The organism is Actinomadura sp. NPDC047616, assembly GCF_040642915.1.
Taxonomy (GTDB): Bacteria; Actinomycetota; Actinomycetes; order Streptosporangiales; family Streptosporangiaceae; genus Spirillospora; species Spirillospora miaoliensis.
The window spans coordinates 381,294-401,336 of the sequence record NZ_JBEYTB010000005.1 but is presented as its reverse complement, the minus strand read 5'-3'; the positions used below and the strand labels follow the sequence as shown (position 1 = coordinate 401,336).

Genomic DNA, 20,043 nt, shown 5'->3' with positions numbered 1-20,043 from the left:
ATGCGCGTTGTTCGACGCGGCGGCGAACGGGGGGACCGATGATCAGTAGGCGGCGCGTCCTGCGGGCGGGAGCGGTGGGAGGAGCGGGCCTTCTCCTGCCGGCCGGAACGACCGCGCGGACCGGGGCGGGAAGGGCCGCCCCACTCGATCCCGCGGCGATCAAGAAATACGCGGCCGAGCTGGTGATACCGCCGGTGATGCCACCGGACCGCCGCGGCGACACCGACCGGTACACGATCGGCGTGCGCCAGTTCCGCCAGCAGCTGCTCCCGCCGGGCAGCCCGGCGACGACCGTGTGGGGATACGGGTCCTCCCGGCACCCGGACACGTTCCACTACCCCGCCTACACCATCGAGGCGGACATCGACCGGCCGGTCGAGGTCAGATGGGTCAACGAACTGGTGGACGCCCGGGGAAGGTACCTGCCGCCCCTGCTGCCGGTGGACCCCACGCTGCACTGGGCGTACCCGCCGGGAGGCACGCCGGGGCGCGACTCCCGCCCCTCCTTCACCTCGACACCCGGCCCGTACACCGGACCGGTGCCCATCGTGACGCACCTGCACGGAGGGCTGAACACCGAGGAGAGCGACGGCTACGCCGAGGCATGGTATCTACCGGCCGCACGCGACATTCCACGGGGATATGCCTCCGCCGGTTCCTTCTACGAGGAATTCAGGCGGAAATTCGAGGCCAAGCACGAAACGCGTTGGCGCCCGGGTGACGCGGTGTTCCATTACGAAAACCACGGCCGGGCCACCACATTGTGGTTCCATGACCACTGCCTGGGCATCACCCGGCTGAACGTCTACGCCGGCCTGACGGGCTTCTACCTTCTGCGCGGCGGGCCGACGGACCTCGGCCGGGGGGTGCTGCCCGGTCCCGCGCCGAGACTCGGCGACCCGCCGGGCACGCGGTACTACGAGATCCCCGTCCTCATCCAGGACCGGTCGTTCAACGCCGACGGGAGCCTGTCCTATCCGGCGAGCCGGGCCGTGTTCGACGGGTTCAAGGGGCCCTACGTTCCGACGAGCGACATCTCCCCGATCTGGAACCCCGAGTTCTTCGCCGCCGCGATGCTCGCCAACGGCCGGACCTGGCCGGTGCTGCCGGTGGAACCGCGCCGCTACCGGTTCCGGTTCCTCAACGGCTGCAACGCGCGCACGCTGATCCTGAAGATCGTCACCGATCCGCTGGCGCGCCGCCCCGCCGCCGCGGCGCTCACCCCGTGGCAGATCGGCAGCGAGGGCGGCTTCCTGCCGGCGCCCGTCCGGCTCGGGCAGCTGCTCATCGCGCCCGCCGAGCGCGCCGACGTCATCGTCGACTTCTCGGGCCTGCCCGCCGGCACCGAGCTGTACCTGATCAACGAGGGGCCGGACGCGGTCTTCAAGGGCGGGACGGCCGGCACCGACTTCAGGCCCGCGAACCCGAAGACCACCGGGCAGGTCATGAAGTTCGTGGTGCGCCCCCTCGCCGCCGCGGACGGGTCGACGCCTCCCGAGCAGCTCACGCTCCCCCCGTTCCAGCCGCTGGGCGCGGCGCGGCTCACCCGGCGGGTGTCCCTGAACGAGGCGAACTCCGCCCGGCTGAAAGGCGTCGGCCCCAGGGCGGTGTTCCTCGGCACCCTGGACCGCCACGGCAAGCCGGTGCCCCTGGAATGGGACGCGCCCGTCACCGAGGAGCCGGCGGTCGGGACGACCGAGATCTGGGAGATGCACAACTTCACGGCGGACGCGCACCCCATCCACATCCACGAGGTCCAGTTCCAGGTCGTCGACCGGCAGCGGCGCGGGCAAAGGGCCCGCCCGCCGGAGGCATGGGAGCGGGGCTTCAAGGACACCGTGCTCGCCCTCCCGAACGCGATCACGCGCGTCAAGGTGCGGTTCGACCGGGCCGGCCGGTACATGTGGCACTGCCACCTGCTGGAACACGAGGACAACGAGATGATGCGGCCGTACGTCATCCGCGCGGCCCGTTGACGTGAGCCGCCGCCCGCCCGGCGGGCGTCAGCCCGCCTCCTCCAGGGGCGCGCGCCACACCAGGAGGGTTCCGCCGCCGGGACGGGTGCGCGTCTGGAAGGAGCCGCCCAGGCGCTCGGCGCGTTCGGCCATGTTGCGCAGCCCGCTGCGGCGGCCGCCCTCGGGGATGCCCACGCCGTCGTCCTCCACCCGCAGCACCACCTCCTCGTCGCCGACCTCGACGGCCACCTTCGCCTCGGTGGCCCGGGCGTGCCGGGCGACGTTGGACAGCGCCTCGCGCGCGACGGCCAGCAGGTGCTCGCCGACGTCGTCGGAGACGGCGGTGTCCAGCAGGCCGTCCAGCCGGACCGAGGGCGCGAAGCCGAGGTTGGCGGCCGCCGCGTCGACCACGGCGTGCAGGCGGCTGCGCAGGCTCTCCTCGTCGGGCGTGGTCTGCAGGGCGAAGATGGTCGAGCGGATCTGCCGGATGGTGTCGTCCAGGTCGTCCACCGCCCGCTGCACGCGGACCGCCACGTCCCGCCGCTGCGTGATCTTGATGGCGCTCATCAGCGTCATGGCCGTGGCGAACAGCCGCTGGATGACGGTGTCGTGCAGGTCCCGGGCGATGCGGTCGCGATCCTCCAGCAGGGTGAGACGCTCGGCGTCGCGGCGCCGGTCGGCCAGCTCCAGCGCCACCGCGGCCTGGGCGGCGAACGCCTCGACCAGCCGCTGGGCGGCGGTGTCGAACGCCTGCGACAGCGGCGCGTTGAGCAGGGCGAGCACACCGCGGGCGGAGGCGCCGAGGCCGAGCGGGACGACCAGGACGGCGCCGTCCTGGAGCCCGGCGGGCAGCTCGACGCTCCACGGCGCCGCCCGGCCCTCCTCCAGGCGCAGCGGGACGCCGGTGCGGTACACGCGGCCGGGCACCCCCTCGGCGGTGGTCTCGTCCAGCGGCATGCGCAGGCCGCGCAGCTCGCCGGCGTGCGCGCCGTCGGCGGCCTCCATCCGCAGCTCGCCGCCCGACTCGTCGGTCAGCCACACCGTGGCCAGGTCGGCGTCGGCGATCTGGCGGGCGCGCTGGGCGACCAGATCGGTGACCTCGCGCGGGTCGGTGCCCGACAGCAGCGCGGTGGAGACCTCCGCCGAGGCCTCCAGCCAGCGCTCCCGGCGCCGCGTCTCCTCGTACAGCCGGGCGTTCTCGATCGCGACTCCGGCGGCGGTGGCCAGGGCGATGACGACCGCCTCGTCCTCCTCGTCGAACTGCGCGCCGCCGGCCTTCTCGGTCAGGTACAGGTTGCCGAAGACCTCGTCGCGGACCCGGATCGGCACGCCCAGGAACGTGCGCATCGGCGGGTGGCCCGGCGGGAACCCGTACGACTCGGGGTGCCGGCTCAGATCCGTCAGCCGCAGGGAGTGCGGCTCCTTGATGAGCAGGCCGAGGATGCCGTGGCCGTGCGGCCAGTGCCCGATGTCCTCGATCTGCCGGTCCGACACGCCCACGGTGATGAACTCGACGAGCCGCTCCCCCTCCTCGCTGATCACGCCGAGCGCGCCGTACCGGGCGTCCACCAGCGTGGTGGCGGCCTCGATGATGCGGTGCAGCACCGTCTCCAGGTCAAGCTCGCTGCCGATGGAGACGACCGCCTCCAGGAGGGCGTGGATCCGGTCGCGGGTGGCACGGGCCGCCTCCAGCCGCGCCTGCAGCTCGGCGAGCAGGTCGTCGAGCCGTAGCTGGGGCAGCATGGGGCGTGCCGCCTCGTCCCCGGAGCCGTTGTCGTGGATCACCAGTTCAGCATTTCTCGTTCGAGCGCGGGCGTCCATCTCGGGACCTTGGTCCCCCGGATCGGGGACCTTGGTGCTTCTCGACCTTTTCCCCCACGGCTAGCGTCGAACAGTGGACACGACCACGAGACTAGGGGACTGATGTCATGACGGGCCCAACGGCCGACAAAAACCAGATCATCCGGGTATTCCTCCTGGACGACCACGAGGTGGTGCGCCGCGGCGTCGCCGCCCTGCTGTCGGCCGAGGACGACATCGAGATCGTCGGCGAGGCGGGCTCGGCCGACCAGGCGCTGGCCCGCATCCCCGCGGCCCGCCCGCACGTGGCCGTGCTGGACGTGCGGCTGCCGGACGGCGACGGGGTGAGCGTCTGCCGCGAGATCCGCTCCCGCCGGCCGGAGATCGCCTGCCTCATGCTGACCTCGTTCGACGACGAGGACGCCCTGTTCGACGCGGTGATGGCCGGCGCCGCCGGCTACGTGCTCAAGCAGATCCACGGCTCGGACCTGGTCGGCGCGGTGCGCACCGTCGCCTCCGGGCAGTCGCTGCTGGACCCCCGCAGCACCCAGCGGATGCTGCGGCGCCTGCGCGAACGGCAGGAGCGCAAGGACCCCCTGGCCGCCCTGTCGGACCAGGAACGCCAGATCCTGGAGCTGATCGGCGAGGGCCTGACGAACCGGCAGATCGGCGAGCGGATGTTCCTGGCCGAGAAGACGGTGAAGAACTACGTCTCCAACCTGTTCGCCAAGCTGGGCATGAGCCGCCGCACGCAGGCCGCCGCGCTGGCCGCCCAGCTCAGGGCGGAGGGGACCCGCGCCGACGCCGGACGCGAACACTAGACCGGAACACCAGACCCCTGGATCACTGGCCGGCAGGCCGGTCCCCCGCCCGGCAGTCAGTCCTCCAGTACGGTGAACTGCCCGGCGGCCTGGACGACGGCGACCGTGCACGGCACGTGCTGCAGCAGCGCGGTGCTGGTCGCCCCCAGCGCCAGCGGTTCCAGCCCGCCCACGCCGCGGTTGCCCACCACGACGAGGTCGGCGGTCTCGGCGGCGGCGAACAGCGCCTGCCGCGGCGGCTCCACCACCAGGGCGGCCTCGGCCTCCACCAGCGGGTGGCGCGCACGCCAGGGCGCGACCGCGCGGTCCAGCCGGTCCCGGCAGACCCGGCACAGCTTCTCCTGGTCGTTGAACAGCCCGAGGTCCTCGTCGCGCGCCGCGCTGGGCTCCCAGCAGCCGTACACGGCCCGCACCCGCCAGCCGCGCAGCTCGGCCTCCTCGAAGGCCATCGCCAGGGCCGCGTCGCCGGCCGCCGAACCGTCGACGCCGACGACCACCTCGCCGGACCGCGTGCCGGTCGGGCGCACGACCACCACCGGACGACGCGCGCGGGCGGGCAGCCGCAGCGCGGTCGACCCCACCGGCAGTTCGTCCAGGTCGTGCGAGCCCACCACGATCAGCTCCGCGCCGTGGGCCTGGTGCATCAACGCCGCGTCGGCCGGGCCGTCCATCAGGTGCCTCTGCGTCTCCACCGTGGGCGCGATGTCGTGGGCCAGGGCGATCCCGCGGTCGAGGATGTGCTCGCCGATCCGCTGGACCTTGGCCATGCACTCGTAGTCGATGTAGCCGACCGGGTACGGCCACCTCCAGGCGTGGCACACGCGCAGCGGCAGCCCGCGCAGCCGGGCCTCCTCGGCCGCCCACCGCAACGCCCGCTCACTCTCCTGCGTCGCGTCGTAGCCGACGAGCACGTGCGAACCGTGAGTCATCGTCCCCTCCTCGTGCGTCACCTCCATCGACTCTCGTTCGCGCGCGCCGCCGTAGGGCCGAAAGCCCCTTTCCGGATCGTCCTGTGGCAGCGGGCCGTGCGGCGCACGGGTCCCGGCCGCCGTCCAGGGACCTTCGTCCCTGGTGCCGGTGCGCGGCCCGGCGGGAGGCTGAGGGGCATGCCTCTCGATCGCAGCGGACTGGAGATCCTGGACGCCGACCAGTGCCGTTCCCTGCTGGCGGGTGCTCCCGTCGGCCGCGTCGTGTTCACCGACCGGGCCCTGCCCGCGGTCCAGCCGGTCAACTTCGCGCTGGTGGACGACGAGGTGGTGATCCGCACGTCCAACGGGTCCAAGCTGGCCGCGGCGGTACGGGGCGCCGTCGTCGCGTTCGAGGCCGACGACTTCGACGCCACGACCCGCACCGGCTGGTCGGTGGTGGTCGTCGGCCACGCCCGCGTCGTCACCGACCCCGGCGAGCTGGAGCAGCTGCGCCGGCTGCCGCTGTCCCCGTGGGCGCCGGGCGAGCGCGAGCACTTCCTCCGCATCCGCCCGCAGATGTTCTCCGGGCGCCGCATCCCGGCGCCGGCCCCCGACACGGCGGGCCACGCGGCGCCCCTGTGAGAGCAGCGGCGCCCCTGTGAAGCGGGCGCCCGCGCCGGCCCTCAGGCGGCGCCGAGGGCGGCCCGCACCCCCGCGGCGATCTCCAGGTCCTCGCGGGCGGTGACCACCAGGGTGCGGACGGGGGCGTCGGCGGCGGTGATCTCGATGTCGCCGTGGGCCGTCGCGTTGAGGTCGGGGTCGACGGCGACGCCGAGGTGGAACAGGTCCTCGGCGAGGCGGCGGCGCGCCTCGGCGTCGTGCTCGCCGACGCCGCCGGTGAAGACCAGCACGTCCAGGCCGCCCAGCGCGGCGGCCATCGCGGCTGCGCAGGCGCGCAGCCGGTGGTGGTAGACGTCCAGCGCGAAGGCGGCGGTCTCGTCGCCGTCGGCGGCGCGGACGCGCAGCCGCCGCATGTCGCCGGTGCCCGCCAGCCCGCGCAGCCCCGAGCGGTGTTCCAGCGCGTCGTTGACGTCCTCGGCGGACAGCCCGTGGCGGATCAGCCACAGCGGGATGCCGGGGTCGATGCTTCCGGCGCGTCCGGCCATGACCAGCCCCTCCAGCGGGGTGAAGCCCATCGTGGTGTCGACCGAGCGGCCGCCGGCGACCGCCGCCAGCGAGGCGCCCGACCCCAGGTGGCAGATCACCATGCGCCGCGTGGCCGGATCGGCCCGCAGCAGCTCGCCCGCACGCCGGGTGGCGTAGGCGTAGGACAGGCCGTGGAAGCCGTAGCGGCGCAGGCCGTGGCGTTCGCGCCACTCGGCCGGGACGGCGTAGGTCGCGGCGGCCTCGGGCAGGTGCGCGTGGAAGGCGGTGTCGAAGCAGCCGACGACCGGGACGCCGGGCAGGGCCCGGCCGATCTCGCCCAGCGCGTACAGCGACAGCGGCTGGTGCACGGGCGCCAGGTCCACCAGCTCGTACAGCCGCTTGGTCACCCGGTCGTCGACGACCACGGGCTCGACGAGGTCGCGGCCGCCGTGCACGAACCGCAGCCCCACGGCGTCGGGCCGGGGCATCCGCGCCACCGCGGCGGTGATGCGCTCGGACTGCCGCCCTCCGTCACCGGTGGCGATCTCGGCGCGGGTGAGCGGGGTGTCGTCGTCCAGCAGGCTCAGCTTGAGGCTGCTGGATCCGGGGTTGACGGTCAGTATCCGCATCGCTGCCTCCTCTCTGGCCTAGTAGGGCCAGGTCCAGTCGCGGACCTCGGGCGCGTCCTCGCCGTGCTCGCGCGTGTGGGCCCGCATGACCAGCCGCTGGTCGTTCATGCGCTGGCGGACGTGCGCCACCCGCCCGCCCAGCGACGGCACCCGGTCGATGACGTCCATGACCAGGTGGTAGCGGTCCAGGTCGTTGAGCATGACCATGTCGAACGGGGTCGTGGTGGTGCCCTCCTCCTTGTAGCCGCGCACGTGCAGGTTGCCGTGGCCGGCGCGGCGGTAGGTGAGCCGGTGGATCAGGTACGGGTAGCCGTGGAAGGCGAAGATGATCGGCTTGTCGACGGTGAACAGCGCGTCGAACTCGGCGTCGCCGAGCCCGTGCGGGTGCTCGGACTCCGGTTGCAGCCGCATCAGGTCGACCACGTTGACCACCCGCACCCGCAGCTCGGGGAAGTGGCGCCGCAGCAGGTCGGCGGCGGCCAGCGTCTCCAGGGTGGGGACGTCGCCCGCGCAGGCCAGCACCACGTCGGGGTCGGCGCCGCCGTCAGTGCTCGCCCACTCCCAGATGCCGATGCCGCGGGTGCAGTGCAGCACGGCCTCGTCCATGGGGAGCCAGTTCGGGGACGGCTGCTTGCCCGCGACGACGACGTTGACGTAGTCGTGCGAGCGCAGGCAGTGGTCGGCCACCGACAGCAGGGTGTTGGCGTCCGGCGGCAGGTAGACGCGGATGATCTCCGGTTTCTTGTTCATCACCACGTCCAGGAAGCCGGGGTCCTGGTGGGTGAACCCGTTGTGGTCCTGGCGCCACACGTGCGACGACAGCAGGTAGTTCAGCGAGGCGACGGGCCGCCGCCACGGCAGGTGCCGGGTGACCTTCAGCCACTTGGCGTGCTGGTTGAACATGGCGTCGACGATGTGGATGAACGCCTCGTAGCTGTTGAACAGCCCGTGCCGGCCGGTCAACAGGTAGCCCTCCAGCCAGCCCTGGCACAGGTGCTCGCTGAGCACCTCCATGACGCGGCCGTGCGGCCCCAGGTGCTCGTCGGTCGGGTACCGGTCCCCGGTGAAGACGCGGTCGGTGGCCTCGAACACCGCGCCCAGCCGGTTGGAGGCGGTCTCGTCCGGGCCCATGATCCGGAAGTTGTCCGGGTTGGCCGCCACGACCTCGCGCAGGAACGCCCCCAGCGCCCGGGTCGGCTCGGTGACGGTGGCGCCCGGCTTGTCGACCGCGACCCCGTAGGCGCGGAAGTCCGGCAGGACGAGGGGCCGCAGCAGGAGCCCGCCGTTGGCGTGCGGGTTGGCGCTCATCCGCCGCTCCCCCACCGGCGCGCAGTCGCGCAGCTCGGGCAGCGGACGGCCGTCGGCGTCGAACAGCTCCTCGGGCCGGTAGGACCGCAGCCATGCCTCGAGCATCGCCAGGTGCTGGGGGTCGTCCCGTACGCCCGCCAGCGGCACCTGGTGGGCCCGCCACGTGCCCTCCACCGGCAGGCCGTCCACCTCCCTCGGGCCCGTCCATCCCTTGGGGGTGCGCAGCACGATCATCGGCCAGCGGGGCCGTCCGGTGAGCACCCCGGAGCGGGCCGCGGCCTGGATGCGGGCGATCTCGTCCAGGGCCTCGTCCAGCGCGACCGCCATCGCCCGGTGCATCTCCTCCGGGTCGTCCCCGCTCAGCAGGATCGGGTGGTGGCCGTAGCCGCGCAGCAGGGCCACCAGCTCCTCCTCGGGGATGCGGGCCAGCACCGCCGGGTTGGCGATCTTGTAGCCGTTCAGGTGCAGGATCGGCAGCACCGCCCCGTCCCGCACCGGGTCCAGGAACTTGGTGGAGTGCCAGCTGGCCGCCAGCGGGCCCGTCTCTGCCTCCCCGTCGCCGACGATGCACGCGACCACCAGGTCGGGGTTGTCGAACGCCGCGCCGTAGGCGTGCGCCAGCGCGTACCCCAGCTCGCCGCCCTCGTGGATCGACCCGGGCGTCTCGGGCGCCACGTGGCTCGGCACCCCGCCGGGGAAGGAGAACTGCCGGAACAGCCGCGCCATGCCGGCCGCGTCCCGCGGTACGTGCGGATACACCTCGCTGTAGGTGCCCTCCAGCCAGGCGTTGGCGACCGCCGCCGGGCCGCCGTGCCCGGGCCCCATGATGTAGATCATGTCCAGGTCGCGGGCCTTGATCACGCGGTTGAGGTGGGCGTAGCAGAAGTTCAGCCCCGGCGTGGTGCCCCAGTGGCCGAGCAGCCGCGGCTTGATGTGCTCGGGACGCAGCGGCTCGCGCAGCAGAGGGTTGGCGAGCAGGTAGATCTGCCCGGCGGACAGGTAGTTCGCCGCCCTCCAGTACGCGTCGATCAGCCGCACGTCGTGGTCGGTCAGCGCTTCGGCTTGCTTCATGGCGGGTTCCTTCGCCTTGTCGGTGCCCGCGGCGGACGCGGCGGGGCCGGTCCGCCGCCGCGGGTCGTCGAGCGTTCCGCGTCTGGACGACCTCCCCGCGACCGGGCACGGCAATCGCATCACCGCCCGTCCCCGCCGCGGCAGGGACGAAGGTCCGTTCCCCGGGGGCCGTCCGGACGCCGACGTCCCCACGTCCGGTGACGTTCGTCCCTGCCGAACCGGCCGGGTGTGCGCCGACAGTGGAGACATGAGGGCAGGGCCGGAACGGGAGACGTGAGGCACGACATGAGGCACGACACGAAGGACGCCGACGGCGGGCTGCAGGTCATCGGCACGCGGGAGTGCCTGGACCTGATGCGGTCGGTGCCGATCGGCAGGATCGTGTTCACCGACCGGGCGCTGCCGGCGATCCAGCCGGTCAACTTCGTCCTCGACGCCGACGACAGCGTGATCATCCGGACCGTGCCCGGGTCGAAGCTGGCCGCCGCGACCCGCGGCGCCATCGTCGCCTTCGAGGCCGACGACTTCGACGAGGCCGACCGCACCGGCTGGTCGGTCACCCTGGTCGGCCCCGCCCGCGCCGTGACCTCCCCCGCCGAACGGGCCCGGCTGGCCCGGCTGCCGCTGACCCCGTGGTCTCCGGGGACGCGGGACCACTTCATCCGCGTCACCGCGCGGCAGGTCACCGGCCGCCGCATCCTGCGGCCGCCCACCCCGCCGCCCCGAAGGGACGCCGTCTCCGCCCACGTCCAGGAGGAACCATGAACACGCGCAGGCCGCCGGACCAGCGCCCGGTCGCCGAGGTGATGACGACCGACCTGCTCACCGTCACCGCCGAGGAGACCGTGCTGATGGCCTGGGAGCTGATGTGCCGGGCGCACGTCCACCACCTGCCGGTCGTGGACGGCGACGGGCACTGCCTGGGCGTCGTCGACGCGGCGACGCTCACCTCCACCTGGGAGCCGACCAGCCCGGTGCGCGCCCGCAGGGCCGTCACGACCCTGCTGCCGCGCCGGGGCCCGATGTGCGTACGGCCCGAGGCCACGCTCGCGCAGGCCGCCGCCGCGATGCTGTCGGCCGAACGCGACAACGTGACGGTGACCGGCGAGCACGGCGACCTCATCGGCCTGGTCACCGCCCGCGACCTGATCGCGGCGCTGGCCGGAGCCCCCGGGCACGACCGCCCGCGCGGCTCCTGCATGCCGTCGATGTACCGGATGGAGCCGGTGCTCCCCGAGCGTCAGCGGGACACCGTTCCGCACAGCACGGTCTCCCCGGACTGACCCCGCCCCCTCAGCCCGGGGGGCAGCGGCGTGCCGGTGGCCGCGTCGGTGACCCGGAGGTCGCCCTCGGTGCCGATGGAGACGGCACTGTTGCGGTAGGCGACGAGCTGCTGGAGGCCACCGCCGTGCCCAGTCACGCGGTCGCCCCAGCCCACGATCAGCCGGTGCCGCCTCTCGTCGTCGATCACGGTGTAGACGCCCGACGAGGACGGGTTCGCGGCGGCGGCGGGCCGTCCGAGGCGGTCGCCGTCGACGGTGACGGTCTGCAGGCCGCCCGTGCCGCCCACCAGGAGGGTGCGCGCCGACGCCAGGTGTCCGGCCCCGGGCACTGCCCGTCACCGATCCGGACCCACATCGCGGGGCCCCCGGGCCCCTCCTCCTGCACGACCACGGTCCCTCCCGGCGCCTCGCGAATCCTCATGCCTGCTACGACGGTCGAGCGGCACGGAACTTTAGGACGCCCGCCGGACGGCGGTTTGGCCGGCGGTCCATCGGGCAGACGGGTGGAACGTGTGGTGACGCACCGCCACCGGACCGGCGCGTGCCGTGTCCGGTGGGCGGGCGGCCCTCTCAGCGGACGCCGTGCTCCCGCAACGGACCCACCCGCAGGCCGAGGTCGGCGCAGCGGGCCACCACGTCGGGCAGGGCGCCGAGCGCCGCCCGCCAGGAACCCGGAGCGGAGGTGCAGTCGGAGTCGTGGAGCAGGACGGTGGCCCCGCCCCGGAGGCCGGGGGCGAGCGTGGCCAGGACCGACGCCGGCGTCGCCGTGCGGGTCCAGTCCTTGCCCCACGCCGTCCACAGCACCGGCCGCAGCCCGCGACGGCGGGCCGCCGCCAGCGCCTCGGCGCTCAGCACCCCGTAGGGGGGCCGGTACCAGACCGGTTCGGTGCCGGTGACGGCGGCGACGAGGTCGGCGGCGCGGGCGATCTCGGCGGTCACCCGGCCGGGGCGGGTCACCAGCGAGTTGCGGTGCCCCCAGCCGTGCACGGCGACCTCGTGGCCCTCGGCGGCGATCCGGCGGCCCAGCTCCGGGTGGCGGCGCAGCATGTCGCCCAGCAGGAAGAAGGTGGCCCGGCACCCGAGCCGCCGCAGCTCGTCCAGGAACAGCGGGGTCGACCGGGGGTCGGGCCCGTCGTCGAAGGTCAGGGCGACGTGCCCGGCGTGGCCGACGCCCGCCAGCCCCGGCAGGCGGCGGCGCACGACGGGCAGCCAGGACGCGGCGGGCCCGGCGTGCAGCAGGGCCAGGCCGGTGAATCCGAGTGTGAGCGCGGCGCGGGCCATTCCCTCCAGTCTGCGGGAAGCCGGACGGTGACGCCAGCACGACACAGCGTGCTGATCGTCAGCGCGAGCATGGGCGCCGGGCACGACGGCGTCGCCGCCGAGCTGGCCCGGCGGCTCACGGCGGCCGGCGGCGCCGCCGAGGTGGTGGACCTGCTGGACCTGCTGCCGCTCGGGCTGGGCGGCGGGCTGCGCCGGTGGTACGGCTGGATGATGCGGTCGGCGCCGTGGGTGTACGCGCTGATCTACCGGGTGTTCTTCGCTCCCCCGCCGCTCCGGGAGCCGGACGGCGGCGACCCCGCGCCCCGCGCCCGGCGGGAGCGGCGCGCCCTCGCATGGGACTCGCCGTTGACGGTGCTGGCCGCCGCGCGCCTGCGGCGGCTGGTGGGGCGCCGTCGTCCGGGCGAGGTCGTCACCACGTTCCACGTGGCCGCGCAGGCGGCCGGGCGGCTGCGGGGCCGCGGCCGGCTCGCCGTGCCGAGCACCGTGCTGCTGACCGACTTCGCCGTGCACCGGATGTGGCTGCATCCGGGCAACGACCGCTACCTGTGCCCGTCCCCGTCGACCGCGCGGCGCGTGACCGCGCTGACCGGCCGTCCGGCGGCGTGCTGCGCCCCGCTCACCGGCCCGGCGTTCCACCGCCCGCGCGGCCGTCCGGCGGCGGTGCGGCGGGCCCGGGAGCGGCTCGGCGTGCGGCCGGACGACCGGCTGGTGCTGGTCTCGGCCGGATCGTGGGGGGTCGGCGAGGTGGCCGAGACCGCCCGCGTCCTGGCGGGTTCGGGACGGTACCTGCCCGTCGTCCTGTGCGGCCGCAACGAGCGGCTGCGCCGCCGCCTGGCCGCCGTCCGGCCCGGCCTGGCCCTCGGCTGGCGCGACGACCTGCCCGCGCTGATGGCGGACGCGTACGCGCTGGTCGACAACGCCGCCGGGCTGACCTGCCGGGAGGCGTTCGCGGCCGGGCTGCCGGTGATCTCCTACCGGCCGATTCCCGGCCACGGCCGCGACGGCGCGCTGGCCATGGCGCGTGACGGGCTCAGCGTCCACGCCGACGGCCCGCGGGACCTGCTCGCCGCGCTCGACCGGCTGGCCGGCCCCGGGGAGCGCGCCCGGCTGGTCGCCGCCGGCGCCGCCCTCTTCGCGGAGCCGTCCGCCGAGGCGCTCCTGCTCGGCGGCGCTTCCGCGCCGGCGCCGGGCGGACCTCAGTCGCAGACGTCCCTGCCCCCGGCGTGGTCGCGCAGCGGCCGCGTCTGGGCGAGGTGGATGCTGCCGTAGAGGATCAGGCCGATGCCCAGCAGTTCCAGGACCACCCAGCCGCCCAGGCGGATCGACTCGCCGAACAGGCCGACGCCGTAGGCGATGCTGGCGACCGGGTCGGTCACGTTGAGTCCCGGCTGCACGGCCACCAGCGAGCCGCTGCGCAGGGCGTCCTGCAGCAGCACCAGGCTCGCCAGCCCCGCCGCCACCATGGCGTAGAGGGCCCACGACGTCAGCACCGAGGACGCGCCGCCGGGGATGGCGCGGGTGGCGTCCTTCATGAGCGCGGCCGTGAAGGAGAACCCCAGCCCGCTCGCCACCGCCAGCAGGACCGCGCGGCGCGCGCCGCGGCCCCCCCGCGACGACGCCACCAGGAACGCCATCACCCCGACCGTGACCAGGATGGCGATCGCCCACTCGACGCGGTGGGGCGTCCGCGTGCCGTGGGCCGGGCTGGCCGCGGCGAGCAGGACGGCCAGCCCGACGGTCATGGCGCCGACGGCGATCCAGGACTCGCGGTCGAGCCTGCGTCCGAGCACCAGCCAGATGAAGGCCATGGTGAAGGGCAGCTCGGTCACCAGGATCGGCTGGACCAGGGCGAGCTGGCCGACGGTGAGCGCCCCGGCCTGGAAGAGGAACCCCGCGATCAGCGCGAGGATGCCGAGGAGCCAGCCGGTGTCGCGCACCAGGCTCAGCATCACCGACATCTGGAAGGAGTCGCCCGGCGCGACCGAGCGCGCCGCGCGCCGTTGCAGCACCGACGACAGGGCGTTGCTCGCCGCGGCGCACAGGGCGAGGACGATCGCGATGATCATGACGGACCGTCCCCCGTGGTCACCGGCTTGCCGGGATAGCGCGCCCGGCCCAGCACGACGATGCCGAGCACGACCATGCTCAGCCCGGCGACCTCGGCCGCGAGCGCCCCCGCGGTGACCTGCAGGCGTTCGGCGAAGACGAAGACGCCGAGGACGATCCCGACGATCGGTTCGGCGGCGGTGATGGCGGGCAGCGAGATCGCCAGCGGGGCGGCGTCGAACGCGCTCTGCGCCAGCAGCAGCGACACCACGGCGATGGCGACCAGGGCGTACGGCTGCCAGTTCCACAGGCCGGCGGCCAGGCCGCCGCCGTCCAGGGCCTGCAGCGTGCCGTGGGTCAGCGCGTCCTGGACGCCGAACATCATGCCCGCCGCGGCGGAGAACAGCATGGCCTTGGTCCGCAGCGAGCACGGCGCGGCGAGCAGGGCCAGCCCGGCGGCCAGCGCCAGCACCACCCCGGCGGCCAGCCAGCGCGGCGACGTGGGGCCCGCCGCCTGCCCGCCCTGCGGCCGCCCGAACACCAGGAAGCCGGTCACCCCGCCGGTGACCAGCACCGCCCCCCACCAGGCCGCGTGGCTCAGCCATTCCTGGTAGACCGCGTGCGCGATCAGGAAGGCGAAGATCAGGTTCGTGGCCAGCAGCGGCTCGACGCTGCCGAGGTCGGCCCCGGTCAGCGCCAGCGCGCCCAGCACCTGGCCGCAGACCATGGCGGCGATGCCGAGCAGCCACACCCGCTTGCGGATCAGGTGGGTGAGCAGCCGCAGGTGCATCATCTCGTCCAGCGGCTCGCGGTAGGCGACGTGCTGCTGGGCGACGAATCCCGCGCCGATGAAGCAGGCCGCCGCCAGTGCGAGCGCGGTGCTCATCGGCCCCCCGCCGGAATCATGGGGGGCGTCGTACCCCTCCCGTGCCGCTTCTCACCGGCCACACCCCCACTGACCTGGCGATTTACCACATGCGGGGCAGCGGAGGGGCAGGGCGTGGAAGTGGTCTTCGCGCGACGCGGTCAGCAGAGGCGGGACATCGGACGAGGTACCGATGACGCGGCGGCACTCCGCCTAATTGCGCCGAGCTTCCGTGCCGGAGGTCATTTCCTGCCCGGAGGAATCGTCGGCGATTTCCTTCTCGTTCGACGGCTCCGGCGGAAGCGACGGTTCGGGGGCGAGCCAGCCCGCCACCACGATTCCGTAGAGAATGTGGTCGACGGCCACCACGGCGCGCCAGAGGGCGGGGCGCCGGCGGGTGTGGCGGACGCCGAGAAGCGGCGCGATTCCCAGTTCGAACGCCAGCCAGATCGACAGGCCGTAGACGGGGCCGGCGGCGCGGTGCAGCCTCACGCGGCGGGGCAGCAGGCCGAACATCACACCGCCGCCGGTCCCGTACGCCCAGTGGGCGAGTTCGGTGACGGCCTCGCGCTGGCGGCGCGGCAGCCGCCGGATCCGGCCGGGGGCGTGCTTCTCGAAGATGGCCTCGGGCGGGCTCTTCTCGTAGCTGCCGACGGCCGCGGTGACGGTGCGGATCCCGGTCATCGCCATCGCGGCGACCAGCCCGCGGGCCGCGGAGCGGGCCAGCGTCGGACGCGTTTCCTCTCTGCGCACTCTGCGACCTCCTGACGGGAATTCGGCTCGGCTGGGGTCTGCCCGCCGTCCCGCCGTGCATTCCCCCAGATTCCGCTAGGTGCGCTCGTCACCTATCGTCCGGCGCCACTTACCCGCCTCGGAGCGTCGTTGCTATACCGGAAAAGTCCCCGCCTGCCGTCCGCGGGCGAATTCCAGCGCAACGGAGGACGATCGTATGGGGAAGGCCGGCGCCGCCACCGCGGGATTCGAGGCCGCGCGGGCGGTGGCCGACGCGATCCTGTACGAGGGTTATCTGCTGTATCCGTACCGCCGTTCGTCCATCAAGAACCGGGTGCGCTGGCAGTTCGGCGTCCTCACGCCGCGGACGTGGACGCTGGCGCGCGGCCCGGCCGACGCGGGCGTGGCGGGGTCCGCGGAGACCTGGTGGCAGCAGACCGACTGCCTGGTGGAGGCCGCGGGCGACGCCGTCGTCGACTGCCGGATCCGGTTCCTGCAGGTTCAGCACCGGTCGGTGGAACGGCTGCTGCCGGACGGGTCCTACCGGCCCGCCGACGCCATGGACGCGGGTTCGCGGCCGGAACTGAGCTTCGACGAGGCGGTCCCCAGGGAGTTCGACGCCGCCTTCTCCGTCGGCGAGCTGCTCGCCGAGGAGCACCGCCTCACGCTGCACGCCGAGGAGGGCGAGGACGTCGAGCCGCTGACCGACGACGCGGGCCGCCCGGTGGGACGCGTGGTGCGCAGGCGGTGGCCGGTGACCGCGCTGCTGGCGGTGTCGGCCGTCCCCTGCCGCACGCGGACCCCGCTGTTCCGCCTCCGGGTGCGCGTGGAGAACGTCAACGACACCTTCCAGGTGGAGGCGGCACGGGACGAGGCGCTGCGCGTGTCGCCGATCGCCTCGCACGTCCTGCTCGCCGTGCGGGACGGCGCGTTCGTCTCGCTTCTGGAGCCTCCGGCCTGGGCGGCGGACGCGGTCCGCGCATGCACCAACCAGCACACCTTCCCGGTCCTGGCGGGCGAGCCCGGCAGGCGTGACGTGGTGCTGTCGTCGCCGATCCTGCTGTACGACCACCCGCGCGTGGCGCCGGAGAGCCCCGGCGACCTGCACGACGCGACCGAGATCGACGAGATCCTCTCGCTGCGCACGCGCACCCTGACCGACGCCGAGAAACGGGAGGCGCGGGCGACCGATCCCCGGGCCGCGCGGATCCTGGACCAGGTCGAGGAGATGCCCCCGGCGGTCCAGTCGCGGCTGCACGGCACGATCCGGTCGCGGCGGCCCGTCCCGCACGCCCACGCCCCGTCCGGCGACACGACGGGGCGCCCGTCGACGCCGTGGTGGGATCCGGGCGCGGACGACTCGGTCTCCCCGGAGACCGACCGCGTCATGGTGTCCGGCGTGCCGGTGTCCAGGGGCTCCCGGGTGCGGCTGCGGCCGCGCGGCCAGGGCACGGACCCGCAGGACGCGTTCCTGGAGGGCCGGACCGCCGTGGTCGAGGCGGTGCTGCTGGACGTGGACGGCGCCCGCCACCTGGCCGTGACGGTCGAGGACGACCCCGGCGCGGACCTGCACCGCTGGTACGGCCGGTTCCGCTACTTCCGCCCCGACGAGGTCGAGCCGCTGGCCGGCGAGGGGAGGGACGCATGAGCCCCGACCGGCCGCGGCGCGTTCTCGTCGCGGGCATCGGCAACGTGTTCCTCGGCGACGACGGCTTCGGCGTCGAGGTGGTCCGCCGCGTCGACGCCGCGGAGCTGCCCGCCACCGTGGACGTCGCCGACTACGGCATCCGCGGCGTGCATCTGGCCTACGAGCTGCTCGACGGCCGCCACGACACGCTGATCATGGTCGACGCGGTGCCCCTGGACGGGCCGCCCGGCACCCTGGCCGTCCTCGACGTCGGCGACGCCGCGGCGGACGCCGACGGCCTCGGCGCACCGGTCGTCGACGGGCACGGCATGGACCCGCTGACGGTGCTGCGCCTGCTGCGCCACCTCGGCGGCGCCGTGGACCGCGCGCTGGTCGTGGGGTGCCGGCCCGAGACCGTCGACGAGCGCATGGGGCTGTCGCGGCCCGTCGCCGACGCCGTGCCGGAGGCGGTCCGCCTGGTCACGGCGGTGGCCCGCGAGGAGGCGGCCCGCGCGGAGGCGGCGCGGCCGGACACGACCGGGGAAGGGGTGCGGGCGGATGCATGAGATGGGGATGTGCGAGGCGATCGTCGAGGCGGCGGTGCGCCGGGCCGGCGGGCGGCGGGTGCGCGGCGTGCGCGTGCGCGTCGGCGGGCACGCCGTCGACCCGGGCGTCGTGGAGCAGGGCTTCCGGATGGCGGCGGCGGGGACGGTCGCGCAGGACGCCGCCCTGGACCTGGTGGTGGTGCCGCTGACGGCGCGCTGCGGCGGCTGCGGCGCCGAGTCGCCGGTCGCCGACGCGGCCTGCCTGGTCGCCTGCCCCCGCTGCGGCGGGGTCGACGTCGAGGTCGCCGGGCACGACGACGTCGTGCTGGAGTCGATCACCATGGACGGTCCCGTCCGGGAGGGTGCCTGATGGACGCCATCGACCTGCTCACCCACGACCACCGGATGGTCGAGCAGCTGTTCCGCGACTACCACGCCGCCGCCTCGGAGCGGCAGCGGCGGGCCGTGGTGCAGATCCTGGTGCGCGAGCTGTCCAAGCACGCCGCGGTCGAGGAGCTGCTGTTCTACCCGTTCGCCGGCCGGCTGCTGGACGCGGACGAGGAGATCGACCGCCACCTCCAGGAGCACATGACCGTCAAACGCCTGCTGGCCGAACTGGACCGGCTGCCCGAGGGCGACGAGCGCACCGGCCGGCTGGTGGCGGGCCTGCGCAGGGAGCTCGCCGAGCACATCCGCGAGGAGGAGGGCGACCTCATGCCCAGGGTCCGCGCCCGGGCCGGCGCGGAGGCCCTGCGCACGCTCGGCGAGGACATCCGGCGTGCCAAGGAGCGCGCGCCCACGCGTCCGCACCCGGCCGCCCCCGACCGGCCGCCCGCGCTGGCGCTGGCGGCCCCGGTGGCCGCCGTCTACGACCGTGTCCGCGACCGGATCCAGGGGAGGCCACGCACATGACCCAGGCACAGGAGGCGACCGCCCCCACCCGTGAGGGGTTCGACGAGATCACGATTCTGTGGATCTCCGAGGGGATGAGCTGCGACGGGGACACCGTCTCGATGACCGCCTCGGCCCAGCCCGCGATCGAGGACGTGGTGAACGGCCGCATCCCGGGGCTGCCCAAGGTGAACCTGCACAACAAGGTGCTGTCGCCCGCCGTCGGCGGCGAGCAGTTCCTCGCTCCGTTCCGCGCGGCCGCGCGCGGCGATCTGGACCCGTTCATCCTCGTCATCGAGGGGTCCATCCCGAACGAGAACATCAACGGCGACGGCTACTGGACCTCGTTCGGCAACGACCCCGAGACGGGCGAGCCGATGACCCTCAACCAGTGGATCGACATGCTCGCGCCGCGGGCGTGGGCGGTGGTGGCCGCGGGCACCTGCGCCACCTACGGCGGCATCCACGCCATGGCGGGCAACCCGACCGGCTGCATGGGGCTGGCCGACTATCTCGGGTGGGACTTCCGGTCGGCCGGGGCGCTGCCGATCGTCAACGTCCCCGGGTGCCCCATCCAGCCGGAGAACTTCATGGAGACGCTGACGTGGGTGCTGTACCACGCGGCCGGCTCCGCGCCCCCGCCGCCGCTGGACTCGATGCTGCGGCCGCAGTGGCTGTTCGGCAAGACGGTCCACGAGGGCTGTGACCGCGCCGCGTACTACGAGCAGGCCGACTTCGCCAAGGACTACAACTCCCCCAAGTGCCAGGTGAAGGTGGGCTGCTGGGGGCCGGTCGTCAACTGCAACGTGCCCAAGCGGGGCTGGATGGGCGGCCTGGGCGGCTGCCCGAACGTGGGCGGCATCTGCATCGCCTGCACCATGCCCGGCTTCCCGGACAAGTTCATGCCGTTCATGGACCAGCCGCCGGGCGGCAGCCTCTCCTCGATGATGATCAAGCCGTACGGGGCGGTCATCCGCCGCCTGCGCGCGCTCACCAACCGCACGGCGAACAGGGAACCCAAGTGGCACCACAACCGTGACGTGCTCACCAGCGGCTACGACCCGCGCTACCGGCCCTAGCCGGCGGCGCGGACGGCACCGGCGGACGGCACCAGCGGAACGGGACGAAAGGAATC

Annotated in this window: 20 protein-coding genes; 11 read left to right on the top strand and 9 right to left on the bottom strand. The window is 74.1% G+C overall.

The features are described 5' to 3' along the window. The first annotated feature begins 38 nt into the window (after positions 1-38). Positions 39-1,976, top strand: coding sequence for a multicopper oxidase (locus ABZ801_RS15390; RefSeq protein WP_360697997.1), 1,938 nt, complete (start codon positions 39-41; stop codon positions 1,974-1,976). Between the two features lie 27 nt (positions 1,977-2,003). Here the strand turns inward: ABZ801_RS15390 and ABZ801_RS15385 are convergent, their stop codons facing one another. Further along, positions 2,004-3,698, bottom strand: coding sequence for a GAF domain-containing sensor histidine kinase (locus ABZ801_RS15385; RefSeq protein ID WP_360698194.1), 1,695 nt, complete (start codon positions 3,696-3,698; stop codon positions 2,004-2,006). 185 nt (positions 3,699-3,883) lie between these two features. On the opposite strand from ABZ801_RS15385, the gene ABZ801_RS15380 reads away from it, so the two are divergent. Further along, positions 3,884-4,576: a response regulator transcription factor gene (locus tag ABZ801_RS15380; protein WP_360697994.1), complete on the top strand. Its 693-nt coding sequence runs from the start codon at positions 3,884-3,886 to the stop codon at positions 4,574-4,576. A 56-nt stretch (positions 4,577-4,632) separates the two neighbouring features. On the opposite strand, the gene ABZ801_RS15375 is transcribed toward ABZ801_RS15380, so the two are convergent. Further along, on the bottom strand, positions 4,633-5,505 hold the full coding sequence (locus ABZ801_RS15375) for a universal stress protein (RefSeq protein ID WP_360697991.1): 873 nt from the start codon (positions 5,503-5,505) through the stop codon (positions 4,633-4,635). A 177-nt stretch (positions 5,506-5,682) separates the two neighbouring features. Between ABZ801_RS15375 and ABZ801_RS15370 the strand changes: the two genes are divergently transcribed. After that, entirely contained in the window at positions 5,683-6,126 is a 444-nt protein-coding gene (locus tag ABZ801_RS15370) for a pyridoxamine 5'-phosphate oxidase family protein (RefSeq protein WP_360697988.1), read from the top strand. A gap of 41 nt (positions 6,127-6,167) precedes the next feature. On the opposite strand, the gene ABZ801_RS15365 is transcribed toward ABZ801_RS15370, so the two are convergent. Both ABZ801_RS15365 and ABZ801_RS15360 read right to left on the bottom strand, forming a co-directional pair. Further along, positions 6,168-7,259, bottom strand: a complete 1,092-nt coding sequence (locus ABZ801_RS15365) for an acetate/propionate family kinase (protein ID WP_360697985.1) — start codon at positions 7,257-7,259, stop codon at positions 6,168-6,170. Positions 7,260-7,277: 18 nt separating this feature from the next. Continuing rightward, entirely contained in the window at positions 7,278-9,638 is a 2,361-nt protein-coding gene (locus tag ABZ801_RS15360; protein ID WP_360697982.1) for a phosphoketolase family protein, read from the bottom strand. Between the two features lie 285 nt (positions 9,639-9,923). On the opposite strand from ABZ801_RS15360, the gene ABZ801_RS15355 reads away from it, so the two are divergent. Continuing rightward, a complete protein-coding gene (locus tag ABZ801_RS15355; RefSeq protein WP_360697979.1) occupies positions 9,924-10,403 on the top strand; it encodes a pyridoxamine 5'-phosphate oxidase family protein in 480 nt (159 codons plus the stop codon). Continuing rightward, complete coding sequence (locus tag ABZ801_RS15350) at positions 10,400-10,921, top strand: CBS domain-containing protein (RefSeq protein ID WP_360697976.1); 522 nt, start codon at positions 10,400-10,402, stop codon at positions 10,919-10,921. Before ABZ801_RS15355 ends, ABZ801_RS15350 begins: the two co-directional genes overlap by 4 nt. Here ABZ801_RS15350 and ABZ801_RS15345 read toward each other — a convergent pair. Both ABZ801_RS15345 and ABZ801_RS15340 read right to left on the bottom strand, forming a co-directional pair. Further along, positions 10,879-11,250 (bottom strand): hypothetical protein, encoded by a 372-nt coding sequence (locus tag ABZ801_RS15345; protein WP_360697973.1) that lies wholly within the window; start codon positions 11,248-11,250, stop codon positions 10,879-10,881. The genes ABZ801_RS15350 and ABZ801_RS15345 overlap by 43 nt on opposite strands. A gap of 241 nt (positions 11,251-11,491) precedes the next feature. Then, positions 11,492-12,202: a polysaccharide deacetylase family protein gene (locus tag ABZ801_RS15340; protein ID WP_360697970.1), complete on the bottom strand. Its 711-nt coding sequence runs from the start codon at positions 12,200-12,202 to the stop codon at positions 11,492-11,494. 27 nt (positions 12,203-12,229) lie between these two features. Between ABZ801_RS15340 and ABZ801_RS15335 the strand changes: the two genes are divergently transcribed. After that, complete coding sequence (locus ABZ801_RS15335) at positions 12,230-13,471, top strand: hypothetical protein (RefSeq protein ID WP_360697967.1); 1,242 nt, start codon at positions 12,230-12,232, stop codon at positions 13,469-13,471. Here ABZ801_RS15335 and ABZ801_RS15330 read toward each other — a convergent pair. From ABZ801_RS15330 to ABZ801_RS15320, 3 genes are all read right to left on the bottom strand, one after another. Beyond that, the gene (locus tag ABZ801_RS15330) at positions 13,399-14,268 is read right to left on the bottom strand and encodes a DMT family transporter (RefSeq protein ID WP_360697964.1); all 870 of its coding nucleotides are present in this window, start codon (positions 14,266-14,268) and stop codon (positions 13,399-13,401) included. The two genes, ABZ801_RS15335 and ABZ801_RS15330, sit on opposite strands and share 73 nt — an antisense overlap. After that, positions 14,265-15,134 (bottom strand): DMT family transporter, encoded by an 870-nt coding sequence (locus tag ABZ801_RS15325; protein ID WP_360697961.1) that lies wholly within the window; start codon positions 15,132-15,134, stop codon positions 14,265-14,267. Before ABZ801_RS15325 ends, ABZ801_RS15330 begins: the two co-directional genes overlap by 4 nt. A 192-nt stretch (positions 15,135-15,326) precedes the next feature. Next, a complete protein-coding gene (locus ABZ801_RS15320; RefSeq protein ID WP_360697958.1) occupies positions 15,327-15,866 on the bottom strand; it encodes a hypothetical protein in 540 nt (179 codons plus the stop codon). Positions 15,867-16,062: 196 nt separating this feature from the next. On the opposite strand from ABZ801_RS15320, the gene ABZ801_RS15315 reads away from it, so the two are divergent. From ABZ801_RS15315 to ABZ801_RS15295, 5 genes are read left to right on the top strand one after another with little or no spacing between them, the layout of a single operon-like run. Further along, a complete protein-coding gene (locus tag ABZ801_RS15315; protein WP_360697955.1) occupies positions 16,063-17,493 on the top strand; it encodes a hypothetical protein in 1,431 nt (476 codons plus the stop codon). Next, positions 17,490-18,038: a hydrogenase maturation protease gene (locus ABZ801_RS15310; protein WP_360697952.1), complete on the top strand. Its 549-nt coding sequence runs from the start codon at positions 17,490-17,492 to the stop codon at positions 18,036-18,038. Before ABZ801_RS15315 ends, ABZ801_RS15310 begins: the two co-directional genes overlap by 4 nt. Further along, on the top strand, positions 18,031-18,387 hold the full coding sequence (locus tag ABZ801_RS15305; RefSeq protein ID WP_360697949.1) for a hydrogenase maturation nickel metallochaperone HypA: 357 nt from the start codon (positions 18,031-18,033) through the stop codon (positions 18,385-18,387). The genes ABZ801_RS15310 and ABZ801_RS15305 overlap by 8 nt, the downstream gene beginning before the upstream one ends. Beyond that, the gene (locus tag ABZ801_RS15300; protein ID WP_344958400.1) at positions 18,387-18,929 is read left to right on the top strand and encodes a hemerythrin domain-containing protein; all 543 of its coding nucleotides are present in this window, start codon (positions 18,387-18,389) and stop codon (positions 18,927-18,929) included. The genes ABZ801_RS15305 and ABZ801_RS15300 overlap by 1 nt, the downstream gene beginning before the upstream one ends. Beyond that, entirely contained in the window at positions 18,926-19,987 is a 1,062-nt protein-coding gene (locus ABZ801_RS15295; RefSeq protein ID WP_360697946.1) for a hydrogenase expression protein HypE, read from the top strand. The genes ABZ801_RS15300 and ABZ801_RS15295 overlap by 4 nt, the downstream gene beginning before the upstream one ends. The last annotated feature ends 56 nt before the right edge of the window (positions 19,988-20,043 follow it).